This is a genomic window from Dyadobacter luteus, assembly GCF_003383615.1.
GTDB classification, from domain to species: Bacteria; Bacteroidota; Bacteroidia; order Cytophagales; family Spirosomataceae; genus Dyadobacter; species Dyadobacter luteus.
Window position 1 is genome coordinate 163,147 of the sequence record NZ_QNUL01000006.1, and the last position, 14,724, is coordinate 177,870.

Annotated in this window: 9 protein-coding genes; 1 reads left to right on the forward strand and 8 read right to left on the reverse strand. The window is 44.1% G+C overall.

Annotated features, from left to right (window positions below; all coding sequences use genetic code 11):
- Position 1: 1 nt before the first annotated feature.
- From DSL64_RS10510 to DSL64_RS10550, 8 genes are all read right to left on the reverse strand, one after another.
- On the reverse strand, positions 2-880 hold the full coding sequence (locus DSL64_RS10510; protein WP_115830714.1) for an AraC family transcriptional regulator: 879 nt from the start codon (positions 878-880) through the stop codon (positions 2-4).
- Between the two features lie 148 nt (positions 881-1,028).
- Positions 1,029-2,024, reverse strand: a complete 996-nt coding sequence (locus DSL64_RS10515; protein ID WP_115830715.1) for an arabinan endo-1,5-alpha-L-arabinosidase — start codon at positions 2,022-2,024, stop codon at positions 1,029-1,031.
- Between the two features lies 1 nt (position 2,025).
- Positions 2,026-2,721 (reverse strand): DUF3823 domain-containing protein, encoded by a 696-nt coding sequence (locus DSL64_RS10520; RefSeq protein WP_115830716.1) that lies wholly within the window; start codon positions 2,719-2,721, stop codon positions 2,026-2,028.
- A gap of 13 nt (positions 2,722-2,734) precedes the next feature.
- Positions 2,735-4,582 (reverse strand): RagB/SusD family nutrient uptake outer membrane protein, encoded by a 1,848-nt coding sequence (locus DSL64_RS10525; RefSeq protein WP_115830717.1) that lies wholly within the window; start codon positions 4,580-4,582, stop codon positions 2,735-2,737.
- A gap of 12 nt (positions 4,583-4,594) precedes the next feature.
- Entirely contained in the window at positions 4,595-7,801 is a 3,207-nt protein-coding gene (locus tag DSL64_RS10530) for a SusC/RagA family TonB-linked outer membrane protein (RefSeq protein WP_229217032.1), read from the reverse strand.
- Between the two features lie 242 nt (positions 7,802-8,043).
- On the reverse strand, positions 8,044-11,784 hold the full coding sequence (locus tag DSL64_RS10540; RefSeq protein WP_115830720.1) for a PVC-type heme-binding CxxCH protein: 3,741 nt from the start codon (positions 11,782-11,784) through the stop codon (positions 8,044-8,046).
- Between the two features lie 40 nt (positions 11,785-11,824).
- Positions 11,825-12,301 carry an IS200/IS605 family transposase gene (gene tnpA, locus DSL64_RS10545; protein WP_115830721.1) on the reverse strand — a complete coding sequence of 159 codons (477 nt, stop codon included), beginning with the start codon at positions 12,299-12,301 and terminating at the stop codon, positions 11,825-11,827.
- Between the two features lie 281 nt (positions 12,302-12,582).
- A complete protein-coding gene (locus DSL64_RS10550) occupies positions 12,583-13,707 on the reverse strand; it encodes a Gfo/Idh/MocA family protein (protein ID WP_115830722.1) in 1,125 nt (374 codons plus the stop codon).
- A gap of 294 nt (positions 13,708-14,001) precedes the next feature.
- On the opposite strand from DSL64_RS10550, the gene DSL64_RS10555 reads away from it, so the two are divergent.
- Positions 14,002-14,580 carry a GNAT family N-acetyltransferase gene (locus DSL64_RS10555; protein WP_115830723.1) on the forward strand — a complete coding sequence of 193 codons (579 nt, stop codon included), beginning with the start codon at positions 14,002-14,004 and terminating at the stop codon, positions 14,578-14,580.
- The last annotated feature ends 144 nt before the right edge of the window (positions 14,581-14,724 follow it).

Sequence of the window (14,724 nt, forward strand, 5' to 3'; positions counted from 1 at the left end):
TTCAGATCAGTCTTGCGCGGAAGTCACGGTGGTATTCTCTCGGCGATTTGCCAATTGTTTTTTTGAATACCCTGTTAAAGTTGGTGACATTGTCGAAACCGGTTTGGTAAGATACTTCAGAAAAACTGTCGAATTTCCCCGAAACGATCATTTTACAGGCTTCATTTACCCTCAATTCATTCAGAAAACTGACGAAGGTTTTATCAGTATGTTTTTTGAAATAGCGGCAGAATGCCTGAGGTGTAAGGTTGGCCACCTCGGAGATCTCATTCAGGGAAATATGATTTTTATAATTGGTGACCAAATATTGGAAAATATGGTCCATTCTTATCCCTTCTACTTCTGAGATGATATGCTCGCTGTTGTTGGTAGCGAGCGGCTGCATGTTTCGGGCAATAGAAAACTGGTGAAGCAATGTGATGAAAGATGCCACACGCAGACTGTCTTTCGCCTGCATTACTTCTTTGATGATGGTTTTGATCAGTTCTGCTGACTCTTTCGGAATTTGAAAACCGTTGTGTAAGCCATCCACAAACTTTCTGATTCCGTTCATTTCCGGCAGGTTCAGAATATTGTTCATGAGCTGATGCGGATTGAAAAATATCGAAACGGAGTGGATCTGTTTTCCTTCTTCCGAATCAAAGTAGGTTTCGTCGTTTTTAAAGATATGAGATTGATTGGCACCGATAATATAAACATCACCTGATTCAAACCGTTGCATATAATTTCCCGCGATGAGGATGCCCGTTCCTTCAATAACCCATTCAATCTGCACTTCCCTGTGCCTGTGTAAATGATTGTAGTAATGTGGCAAAATATCCTCCTGCACTACAATCGTATTCTCTTTGGAAACCGGTATGGTGAACTGTACTACTTTCATTGGCTGAAAGGGTTACGCTGTTTACTTGTAAATCAAGATTGGTTTGTTAAAATAACTGATTTGATCAAAATTTACAATGGAATGATAAAACTGGTTTCTTATATGTTAAAAAATGATAAGTGGGTGGATATATTTTACCAATTTTGCATTATTTATTGATTTTGATGTATGGCCAGTTTTGGGCATCCCAGTTCAGTTTTTCGATTCGAAGTTTAGATTTTCCCTTGTCTTTGGCGTCATATCCGTGGAAGATCAGGTAGTCAGTATCATCGAAAGTATATACCGAATTATGCCCGACGCCGTGCCAGTTGCTGTCGCCTTGCAGTAGCAACGTTCCACCACCTTGTTTCATCGGAATATTGTCTTTGTCTATATAGGGACCGGTCAGTTTTTCAGAACGTCCTATCCGCATTTTGTAAGTACTGTTTTCACCTTTGCAGCAATAATCATAGGAAGCGAAGAGGTAATAGTATTTGTCCTTTTTGAAAATAAACGGAGCTTCAATGGCTCCTTTGCCAGCTGAAGAATCTGACTTAACCGGATTGCCCGGCACACTTGCGAGTGTATACCATTTTTGCGGAAGAGCAATCGTTTTTGCATCCTGGCCCAGCGCGACGAGTTTCAGACCATTCCAGAAAGAACCGAATGATAACCATGGCTGTTTGTTTTCGTCAATGATGAGATTCGGATCAATCGCATTCCATTCATCTCTTCCCGGAACGGATTCTATTACTTTCTCATGATCGATCCATTTGAAATCAGGATCTGCCGGATCCAGGGTTTTGTTTGTCGCCAGACCAATGCAGGAGCCGTTTTTACCAAAAGTGGATATTGAATAATAGAGGTAATATAAACCCTGATAATACGCAATATCAGGAGCCCAAATGTGCCCGCGGAAACCGGGAACCGCTTTTACCGCCCATTCAGGAGGTGAACTGAATACCGATTTTTCCTTTTTCCAGCCTTTCATGTCTTTAGATGACCATACATTGATTCCCCTCCCTGTGGCGAAAAGATAGTAGGTGCCATCTTGCCTGATCATAACCGGGTCATGGACAGGAACGTCTGTTAACAAAGAATCCTGGGCGCAGGAAAAATTAGCGCCCAGGATTGCAATGAACAGGAAAGCCAAGTGCTTTACCATATTATTTCAGCATGATTTTTTGCGGAGCTCCGAACAACATTTCACCCACGCCTGAAGTTTTAACACCAATTCTGGCATATACATATTCGCGTTTGGCCATTGCTGCAGATAGCGTTGCCGTCAAAGTAATCGGTTGGGACAAATTGGTAATCTCCGCCGCAGGCTTCTGAACGTTACCCGCATTGTTGTTTGGATCCACGATCATCGTCGTCCCGATATACAAATTGACACGCTCCAGTGTACGTGAAGCATCGACCTGTTTCAGGCTGAATGTAGCGGATACTTTACCTTCTCCCTTGGAATAACTGTCATTTTGAAATACAAAATAAGGTTTCACGGGAACATCCAGCTCCTGCGTTCCGCGCAGGGATACGGCAATGGTATCTGTGTTATCCACCCACGGGCCATTGCCACGGAGGCGAACCAGTTTGTAATCTCCGTCAAACAGCGAAGCAGAGAAAGTTCCGTCCTGTGCGATGTAGACAGGGATCTTGGTAAATAGTTGGTAACCTCGTTGCCAGATTTCCAGCTGTACGCCATTGGAGCGAACACCCACTGGTTGCCCTTCGTATACAATGCGTCCCTTCAGTACGGATTTAGGTTCCGCTCTGTTATCTTTTTCACAAGACGACATGATGCCGGCAGTCAGGATCGCTGCCAGAAACAGCTTAGTCGGAAGTATGAATTTCTTTATCATGATTACAAGACGATTAATGGAACGGGTTCCGGATAATTTTAGGGTTGTTGTCGATCACAGACTGTGCGATGGACGAATAGTAATTTCCCAGCTGGAAGAAACGTGGAGCACGGAACCTTGGCGCTACAAGTTTGTCGTATACATACTTGTTGTGCGTTGGATGCCCCGGGCGAATCACCCGATAAGGGTACAACGCATATATCATCGCATCCGGATTGTTTGCATTTCCGTTCCAGACTTCGTGCGCTGTTCTCCATCTGATCAAATCCCAAACGCGGTGATCTTCAAATGCAAGTTCTACACGTCTTTCGTTTTGTAAACGATCCATGGTAAGCGCTTTGAGGCTATTTGCTCCAAATCCGGCTCTTTCACGGACAACGTTTACATATTTCAAAGCGTCGGCTGTTTTACCTGTTTCCAAAGCTGCTTCACTTGCGTTGAGCAGAATTTCTCCCAAACGGAACCTAACCCACCACATATCACTGCGAATACCACGTGTGCTCGACATGGCAGTCTGATCCACATACTTTCTCAGATAAAAACCTGAGTTGGTTACTTCTGTCTGCGCGCGTTGTGGGCCCGATGAGCCAGTCAGCAAGCCACCGTCGTCATAGTTTGAGCCAAGCGTGTTGGATTCCACATTCTGAAAACTGTTAGTTGTAGCGTTCCAAACCTTCACACCTGCCTGAATCTGCACAGGAGTTCCACGGAAAGTGGTACCCGGATAAATGATGGTACCATATAACCTTGCATCCTTGTTGGCAAACACACCTTGCAGATTATCATAGTAGATATAATCCGTATTTCCCGCATTTCTGGTTTTCAGCTCACCGGAAGTTCCATCCAGGTATTCATAGTCTTCAACGAGGTTCAGAGAAGGAGTAATGGAGGAAGACGAAAGATTGTCTTCGCGCACGTTACGGGCAATGTTGTCATACGTGAAACCATGTCGCTTGTCTTTACTTACAAGAAAATCCTGTGCAAGGATAACCTCTCTGTTTGCAGTCTTTTTGGTAATTGCCTCATAGAAATTCTCTCCGGCGTTCGGGTTGGTATTGTAAAGCTGATAAACCCCGCTGTTAATGATTTCTTCCGAGGCTGCCAGTGATTGTGCATAATAACCAGCTGCTCTGGATGCAGGTATTCCAACTTCCCCACCAGGTGTCGAGATAGGCGACGACAGGCGGTTATTGTATTTAGCGATAGATGCTGCATACAGCATAGCACGGCTTTTCAGGGCCATTGCCGTATACTTATTTGCCCGCGTGTTACTGGTTCCGTTACCCAATGTTCCTTTGATCGCATCAAGTTCTGAAGCAATGAAGTCATATACTTCTTCTTCTTTGTTACGCGGTTGCTGAAGATAAGACGGATTACCATTGAAGTCATAAATCAACTGTTTTGTAATAAGAGGGACTCCTCCCATTCGTTTTACAAGGTCGAAATAAACCATGGCTCTCAGGAACCGGAATTCCGAAGAAAACTGTGTTTTCTGAGCGGCAGTAAGGGAAGTTCCGTACTGTTCTATATTCTCAATAGCCAGGTTAATATCACGGATCAAACCATAATCCCAGTATCTCCAGCGATCGAAGGGATAGTTAATGATGTTGTTACGTCCGTCGTCGTTGTTGGACCACATGGCTTCATCGTAAGCAGCAAACTCTGCCCATCCTGTGGTAAGCGATGTGTGAGCTGGAAGGCGATCGTAATAATTAGCCAGCAGTCCGGTAATCATTTTGGTGTCGTTCCAAACCTGGTCTTCCAGAATAATGTTTTGCGGCTTTCTGTCGAGCCATTCCTCCGCACATCCCGAAAGTGTCAGGATGGAAAAGGCAAGGATATATTTTGAAAATTTACGCATGACTGAGTCGAATTAAAAAGTGATGTTGAAACCTGCATTGAACAGACGTTGCTGTGGATAGACAAGCGCGTTTCCTGAAGAAATTTCCGGATCGATCTGGTATTTCTTTACATTGTCAAGAGAGAACAGGTTACTTGCATTGACATAAACGCGAAGTCCGTTGCTGCCCAGTTTTTTGAAAACCTTCTGGTTAAAGCTATAGCCCAATTCGATGTTGCGCAAACGGATGTAACGTACATTGGTAATCCAGAAATCACTTTTTGCAAAGTTGACATGACTTGAATTGTCCTTACGGATAGCAGGATATGTTCCCGGAATCCATGCGCTGTTCGGATCGTATGGATCCTCGCGGTGCCAGCGGTCTTCCAGCATAAAGCCTGGAGAAGTACCGTTGTTCTGATATGGAATTTTTAATTCCCAGTTACGCTGGAAACTTTGAAGAGATGCACCTGCAAAATCCATAAACAGGGTAAAACCTTTGTATGCAAAACTGGTGTTCAAAGCGAAGCTCAAATAAGGATTAGCTCCTTCCGCGTAGCCGATAGGGCGCTCATCGAGGTTATTGATAATTCCATCTCCGTTTACATCTTTGTAGATAAAGTCACCCGGAAGCTGGGTTCTGTTACCTTGTCCGTCGTTATTTACGGGGTGACTTTCAATTTGCTCCTGAGACTGGAACTGGCCTGTTACCTGGTAACCCCAGTTAATATTCCCCCAGCGATCTACATAAGAATCGCGGTACTCATTGTAAGAATTTCCAAAACGTGGTTTGTAGAAGTCAAGATCCCTGCGGCGTGAAAGTGTAGCGTTGGCACCAATTGAATATTCAAGTTGTCCAACCGAGCTCTTATATGTCAAAACCCCTTCCACACCCCGGTGCGTATCGCTGTTCAGGTTTTCATTAGGTAATGAATAACCGACTTCGGATGGGAGCAGTACATCATAACGTGCAGCAGGAAGGCCTTCTCGTTTTCTCTCGAAAATATCAAACTGACCGTTCAGCTTACCATCCAGAAATCCGAAGTCAATACCGAAGTTGGTAGATACGTTGGTGATCCATGAAAGTGTAGTAATAGGTAAACCTCTCGGGCGCACACCAATATTGTATTGTCCATCGAAAATTGCACTTCCCTGTAAGAAGTTATAGCCAGGCAAATAGCTGAATGGATCTACGATAAACGGATCGTTCGGAAGTGTGGCATTTCTGTCACTACCTGTGCGTCCGTAGGAACCACGGATTTTCAGGTTGCTTACTACATTTTTAAGCTTTCCACTGAAGAAGTCTTCTTCGGAGATTCTCCATCCGGCAGATACACCCGGGAAAAATCCGAAACGTTTGCCAGCTGCATAAAGGAATGAACCGTCATAACGGCCTACACCTTCAATAATGTATTTTTGTTTATAGTTATAATTGACCCTTCCAACATATCCGGCGCGTGCTTCTGTATTCCACTCGTCCAGAAGATAATCCTGATTCGCGAATGACATCAAAGGAATGTAGTTGTTAGGCGGGACAGTATGAACGATCATGTAAGTATTTACATTGTCGGACTGCTCATAAGCTGCAACGGCAGATATTTCATGGTCACCAAAAGTTTTATTGTAGCTTAGCTGAAATTGTGCAAAGCGGTCAACAACGTTGCGTTTACGGCGCTCTCTCCATGGGTTTTGGTTACCGCCTCCCGGTACTACATTATAGGCATCATTGGCAGCGTCATAGGTGTAAGCGTTGTAGGTATATTCAAATCCGTCAAAATCAAAATTCCGGAATTGATAAGAATAAGTACCTTTTGCTTTCAAGCCAAATGCAAAGTCATATTCTGCATAAAAGTTTCCTTTTACCACACGATCAATTTCGTCTATGTAACCTGTGATTTCCTTTTTGTATGTCGCAGGATTGACGTTTACATTGTGCGTTTGATTGATATATTTTGGGTTATCATTCGCATAAGGTCGCTCGGTAGGCCACATCGTGAAAATACTCAGGAACGGGTTAAAATAATCGTCCAAACCTGGTACCCCGACTTGAAAACGGTCTTCAATACGAGCACTTAGCTGTGTTCCCACTTTCAGGTTTTTGGCAACAGTTGCTTCTATGTTAGCCTGGATGTTGGTACGCTTGAAGTTGTAGTCGCGGATCAGGGCGTCCTGATTCAAATGACCTACTGACAGGAAATAGTTGATTTTTTCTGTTCCTCCGGAAACGTTGGCATTAAGCGAATACTGAGGAACGTTCGGGCGCATCACCATTTTGTAGTAGTCGAAGCTCTGGTATCCCTTTTCAGTACCGGCTTTCCATTTGGCCAGTTCTTCGGGCGTGATGGTAGGCGTACGTCCCTGGTTCACATCCGACTCCACCAATCCGCGCATGTGCTGGTAGGCATTGGCGGGCCTTGGGTAGCGGGTAAAATTCTGTAAACCGTAGTAACCTGAAATGTTGATACGGGCAGGTCCGTCACCGGCTTTCCCTCTTTTGGTGGTAACGAGGATAACCCCATTTGCTGCACGTAAGCCGTAGATAGCGGCAGAAGCATCCTTCAGAATAGAGATACTTTCAATGTCATTCTGACCCAGGTTGTTAAAGTTGGCTGCATCAGATGGAACACCGTCAATTACATACAATGGAGTACCCATGTTACGGATCTGGATACTGGTCGCATTTCCGGGGCGGGCATCTGCCTTACGAGCTGTGATACCTTGTACGCGTCCTACGAGTGCATCGGAAGTTCCGATGGAAGGGGTACGGATCAGGTCTTTGGCTTGCACGCTACTTACTGCACCGGTAAGGGTGGCACTGGATTGGGTTCCATAACCTACTACAACGACTTCGGTCAGGTCTTCCGTGCTTGGAACCAGTGAAACGTTGAATTTGGATTGAGAACCGATGTTTACATCCTGTGTCGTATACCCAATGAAAGAGAATGATAAAACTTTTGCATCGTCGTCCACTGTGATACTGAAATTACCTTCGGTACTGGTAGTGGTACCCTGAGTACTGCCTTTAACAACCACACTGACTCCCGGCAGTGGGTTGTTTTTTTCATCTACTACCTGACCCGTGAGAGTCTTATCGGCAGTGCGATGGCGCTTGGCAAAGGCAGTTGAAGGACTGGTTGCAGCCAGAGCGGCGGGCGCTTGCGGAAGCAGCATTCCCGTTACCGCAAAGGCAAGGAGAGGTTTGCAAAATCTCCGGATGGAGTCTTGTCGAATTATGGTCATAAGTTAAGTTTGGTTAGAGATGATCTTTTAAATTTGGCTAGATGACTTTGTTTTATTTCATAAATTATTTATTTAGTTATATTTTAAAAATGATATGGCAATACGAATCCCAGCCACCAAAGCAGATGGTGAATATTCTTATGAGGGTTAAATATTCCGCATATCAGCCGAAACTGATATGCGGAATGGAATTATCTAACTTCAAAAATTACCGTTTGATCGGCAGTCTTTGAGATGTCTTCTTATTGTTTGACAACTTTCATTACACCGGTCATCAATCTCCAGTGACCAGGGAAAGTACAAACGTATGGGTAGTCGCCTGCAACGTCAGGAACTACAAAACGCAGACGGTAAGTTTGTCCCGGATTCACAAGTGGCGAAGCTGCAACGACCTGCGGGATAGCCGGAACGTAGTTTTTCTCAGCTCCGTCTTTGGCTGTGATCATTTTGTCAGCAGCATTACCGATGATGTTGGTCGATTTTGGCTTGCCGACAACGATATTGTGTTGCATCGCATCTGGATTTTCGAATACGATTTCTACTGTTTTTCCAGCTACTGCCGTAAACTCAGTAATATCGAATTTCATTTCCTCACGGATCGCCTTAATTTTCACGATCTGTACGTTTGGATCAACAGGTGCTTCTTCTTTCAAACCGAAAGATTCCAATAGGGTACCAAAGCGTGCGTTCAGATCTTCAGGAATATCGTTTTTGATTGAAGCAAGAACAGTCTTATCAGCATCAGATGGTTTCTCTTTTCTGCGTGGGTTCCATGCACCAAGGATTCCTTTCAGAATGGCATTACGTCCCTGTGCATCCAGAGTCTGAGAAGTTTTGATCAGATTCACCACTTCGCTTCCGCTTGCATAAGAAGTATATCCGCGCGTCGCACGTTCAAGTGCAAAGTCGGACAAACGATCCAGACGACGTACTTCGAATGATTTGCTCAAAGTATTGTTTTTGAAATCATCTTTTTCCGCTACAACGTTATCCTGATCGATGGTAGCAGTTACGTTTACTTTACCAGCTTCATCAGAAGTAAAGTTGAACATGCTCTTCCAGGGACCGTTGTTACCTTCTGTAAGTTTGATAGTTTCACCAGGAGCGATACCATTTACCAACTGACGGCTGATATAGTTGCTGTTCAGTGAACGGCTTCTGATACCTACGTTTACGACAGGAACAACTCCCTTAGGAACTGCAACGCTTCCCTGGTTGGTAATTTCGATCGTTACACGGGCATTTTCACGAACATAAGGAGTAGCGGGGTCAATGGTGATATTGGTGATGGCCAATTCGGCAGCTCCCTGTACGGTTACTTTGCTTGCACCATGAGCGCTGTGGTCCATACCTGCATGTGCATCAGCAGCTTTTGCTGTGCCTGTAGCTGCCGACTGTGCAGAACCTGCTTTGCTTGCACGCTGAGCCAGATATTTGTTCAATAACTTACCATCCTGAGCGTTCAATACCGCAGCAAATGCATCCGGCATCCAGCGGTCATCAGCCTGTGAATAGGTATCAAGCAAGCCAAGAATTGCCGTTTCTACTTCAGCAGTATATGGTATTTCAGAGAAAGCAAGCAGTGAGTTCAATACTACAAGAGGTTCTTTATCGTGCAATGCATCAGCTGTAAGTAATGATTTTGCAGAAGCTGCAGTGCGTGGCAATACCTGCACCGCAGTTTTACGAACGTCATTAGATGGATGCTTCAAAGCTTCGGTGATTGCAGCAACTACGCTTGCATCATCAGTTGCATTCAATCCGTGCAATGTCCACAATGCATGGATCGCAGCTGTGTTCAATCCTACTTCGTCCACTGATTTGTCTTTTACAAGCTCCACCAGTTTTGCCACCACATCTTTGTTTCCACGCTCAACAAGCAAACGCTGTGCATGTCTTCTCCAAAGCATGTTGGTGTTTTTCAAAGTAGCAACCAGCTCGTCAGGACGGCTTTTGCTCAAAGCAAGTGGTTTGTAAGCAGGTGCTTTTTTGTATGCAACGCGGTACAGACGACCATGCGTGAAATCTCTCAAAGGCGTTTCATAAGCATTTCCTTTTCCGTTCTCAGCTCCTTTTGGTGTCGGGTTGTGCTGGATGATGTAGCTATACCAGTCAGCAATCCAAACTGCTCCGTCAGGACCAACTTCTGCAAATACAGGAGCAACCCATTCGTCGGCACCTGCAAGCAGGTTGAAACCTAGCTTATCTTCAAAGTCAGTTCCTTTTTTCTCCATGAAGTTCTGGTGCAGAATGTGTCCCGTAGGTTCAGATACGAACGCTACTTTATTCCAGTACTTTTTAGGATAGGCACGGGCAGTGTAGAAGTTATGACCAGCTGCTGCAGTGAAACCACCGAATACGTCCACCTGACGCACTTTTTCAGTAATTGGCTGCATGTCTTTATGCGTATCTGTACTACGGCTTCCGTTGTCTACGCGGCTCTTTCCGAAATAACGGTTAGGAATTGCGCTGTACCAGCCGTGTGAGTTGTTAGCAGTAGATCCGAAAAGATCACCCGCTTCGTTGAAACCAAGTCCCCAGGTGTTGTTAGAAGTTTTAGCAACTACTTCCATATCAGATCCGTCAGGCTTGAAACGGAAAAGCGCCTGTCCAAAATCAAGAGAATCGCTTTTTCCTGCAACACCTTTGAATCCTGAATAACCTACAGAACCATAAACCCAGTTGTCAAATCCGTAGTGCAGGTTGGAAGGTCCGGCGTGTGTATCACCTGTTCCGAAACCTGTGAAAAGGATTTTCTTTACATCAGCTTTGTCATCACCATCTGTATCCTGAAGGAATAACATGTGCGGAGCCTGAGAAACGATCAAACCACCGTTTGCGAACACAAGTCCGGTAGGGATGCTCAAATCATCAGAGAACTTCGTGAATTTATCCGCTTTACCATCACCGTTGGTGTCTTCGCAAATCAGAATATAGTCACTTCCGCCTGTATCTTTTCTTTCGTTAGGATAATCTTTTGTGATCAGGACAAACAATCTGCCACGCTCATCCCATGTCATTGCGATAGGGTGCATCACATCCGGCTCATGCGCGAACACATCCAAAGTGAAGTCAACAGGAATCTGAATGTGTTTTACAGATTCTTCAGGAGAAAGAGGCAATTGCTGCATCTGCTGACCAGGGCGTTGTTCGTAGTTAGGCAATACAGCAGGACGGTATTCGAAAGGCTTTGGAGCAAGAGCAGCCAATGCTTTTTTTGCATCGTCGTTCACAGCCCACAAAATCCCCTTCTCGATCAGATCCTGGAATCCTTTGGTAGCCCATGTACGCTCATCGTGACCATAAGCAGTGTAGAACACGCGACCTTTTCCGTGCGTACGAACCCATGTGTAAGGCTCATTAGCGCGGCCCGGCTTGTCTTTTTCCTGATCCGCCTGTACCAGACGTTCAGTTAACACGATGTTGTCAGGCTGAAGCAATTTGTGCAAATATGTTTCATCCACTGTTTTGAAAGGCTTCACACCAGCAATGGCAGGGTGCTCAGGCTTTGCCCAAACAGGTTGAATGGTGTCGAATGTATGTCTCCAGAACTGCCCACCCATCAATTTCACGATTTCAGGGTTGTTACGGAAACAGTAAGAAGCACAGTGAACAGGGATGAAACCCTTTCCGCTGGCCACGAAGTCAAGCAGGGAAGTAGCCTGCTGAGGAGCAATAGAATCCCAGTTTGCAAAAAGCATCAGGGCATCGTATTTGCCAAGTGTTTCAGGGTTCAGGTCTTCAAGATCATCTGTATAAGTGAAGTTGAAACCCTTAGGTCCCAGTGCTGCCATCAGCTGCGGAAGACGTTCAGCAGGTTTGTGATGGCCTTCTTTGTCACCCATAAACAGAATTTCCAGACGACGCGCCTTCTTAGCGTCTTTCGTAGATTCTGCCGTCAAAGATGCCTTTTGGGAAGAAGGTTGTACGGCACAGCCCAGGAGGACGAGACCGAATAAAAAGGATAAGGCTTTGGTTTTCATTTAAATAGTTAAAATAGGTTTTATCTTCTTTACTTTCTCTTTAAATATCCCAGTTCGAAATGGTTTGAAAATCAAATAAATAATTGTCGTTGTACTCTATTTCGAAGTCTGTGAGCATTTTAAGATATTCTTCTTTAAATGTGTGCTTTTGATGATGACTTTCCTGATTCATAATATATTTAATCACTGCGTCAACATGAGAGCGGCTGTAAGAAAATGCGGAATAACCTCTTTGCCAGTTGAATACTGATGTTTTATATTTTGCTTTTAAAAATTTGTTGGACGATGTTTTAATCTCTTCCACTAAACCAGGCAGTGAAACTGTTGGATTATACCCGATGAAAATATGTATATGATCTGGCATGCCGTTTATAGCCAGAGGTTTACATTGATTATTGATGATGATTCCTCCTATATAGCTGTATAATTCGTCTTTCCAGATCTTTCGAACCAAGCTTTCGCGCCCCTGCACAGCGAATACCAATTGAATGTATAATTGCGAATAGGTATTAGCCATAGATAGCGTGATTTGGTCGTTACATTTTTATTTCGTTGAGTGATTTAATGTTCGTTTTTAGTATTGAGAGGTTTTATTTCGGTGCGCTGCACCTTTTGTAAGACCTCTTTAATTTCATTTCTACAATTAGCACGGTGCTCTGCACCTGTTATTTACTGACTACTATCAAGTCTGAGCTTGGTGCAGAGCACCATAATATTTGTAGAAAACGAAATGCCTGCTATGTTTCATTAAGGTGCAGCGCACCGAAATAATAACTCAGATATTCACCAATTCCATTATCAAGCATTCTTAAAATCCGGCAACTGAATCAGAGCTCCGCCTTGCATCGCCGACTCATGTGCCAGAATACCAACGCTGGTCCAGTTTGCAGACTGTGCAGCATTCGGGAAAGGCTCGCGGTCTTCAATCAGTGCGCTGATAAACTCATGCGCCAAATGCGGGTGTGATCCGCCGTGGCCACCACCTTGTACAAAAGAAAGGTGAGAATTATCATCGTTGTCATAAACACCTTTTCCTGTGAAATGCTGGATTTCTTTTGGAAGCAAATGTGCATAATCAGGCGTTGGTACGCGCTCAGCAATTTCGTGCTCAGGTTTCTTCGCAGTGTGGATCACAGGATCTTCACCTTCGATCAACGGCCACTCGAAGGATTTTTTGCTACCGTAAACCTCGAAGCTTTCACGATACTGACGTGCTACATCAAATAGTGAACGGTATACATAAGCCGACAAGTCGCTGTCTTTGAACTTGATGTGTGCCGATTCAACCGCGAAAGGTGAATTGTGGATTTTTACAAGATCTTCGCTGATCGTTCCTGAACCAAAGCAGGATACATACTCAGCTTCCAGTTTAAGCAAACCTGCAACAGGTCCTACGCAATGGGTAGCGTAGTGCATCGGAGGCAAACCAGGCCAGTAGTCAGGCCATCCTTCCATATCCTGCTGGTGGCTGGCTTTCAGGAATTGAACTTTACCAAGCTCACCTTTTTCATATAGTTCTTTTGCAAACAGGAATTCACGGGCGTAAACCACTGTTTCCATCATCATGTATTTTTTGCCTGTTTCCTTCACAGCCTTCACAATTTCAAGGCAATCCTCAACGCTGGTAGCCATTGGAACAGTACATGCAACGTGTTTGCCGGCACGCAACGCTTTTAATGTCTGCTCTGCGTGGTTAGGGATTGGAGAGTTGATGTGTACTGCATCTACGTTAGGGTCGGCCAACAGGTCGTCGTAGCTGCTGTAACGTACATCGATGCCATATTGGTCACCCACAGCATTCATTTTCGACTCAGTACGCTGGCAAATTGCGTACATGTTCGCATGAGGGTGCTGCTGATAAATGGGGATAAATTCGGCTCCGAAACCAAGACCAACAATGGCAACATTAATTTTCTTAGACATATATATTTAAGGTTAATGATTCTGATATTGAGTATTTTAGCGTGTGCTATTTGAGGTAAGAGCCAATTTTGTACTTGCCGGAATTCTGATCAAATCAAAAAACAGAATCAACTAGCGAAGGCCCACTTGAATGGCAATACAATTTTAAAGCAAAATAGTGCTAAAAACTTTCTTTGTTTTGATTAGTAGTGGCTATATTTTGATCTATTTTTTTATTATGTCAGTATTTTGAGCAAAATATTGGCAGAAAATATAATTCCATTACGAATTTTACGATAGCAATAGCCGTTTTAAATGGTCAACATCTATCTTAGCGAAATGATCAGACCAGCCACTCCTTACGATGCAGCTCAGGTAGCTCCGCTGTTTATTCTTGCCATGGGACATATAGCAGGCATCTTTGCGAATTCTGACAGATATGAAGATGCTATTCCATTTTTTGAGAATTTTTTCAAACAGTCTGACAACCAATATAGCTATGCATTTACACAAGTTATGGAGGAGGATAATTTGATAATTGGTTCAATAACGGGTTATGATGGTGCGGATTTACACGAGTTAAGAAAGCCGATTCTGGATCAGGTGCGAAAAACAAAACCAGGATTCTTACCGGATGACGAAACGGAAGCCGGAGAATATTACCTCGATTGTATCAATGTCCATCCTGCTCATCAGGGCAAAGGGATCGGGCAAAAACTTATTGAGGCATTTTGTGAAAGAGCAAGATCGCTTGGCTACGATAAAGTCGGACTGATTGTGGATTTGGACAATCCCCGTGCCCGCAAATTTTATGAGAACCAGGGTTTCTCGGTAGCTGACTTAAAGTCATTCATGGGGCACCGTTATTTTCATATGGTGAAAGCCTTAGGATAGCGCTGGTAATCTAAAATCCAGACCAGCTGTAAAGATCTTGTATCTCATCGTATACTTACATCCGTATTAGTTCATTTCTGCAGATTTTCTTATTCGCTGGTTTTTCCTTCCTATAGATTTTTTCTTGTCTGTGTCTGATTTGTT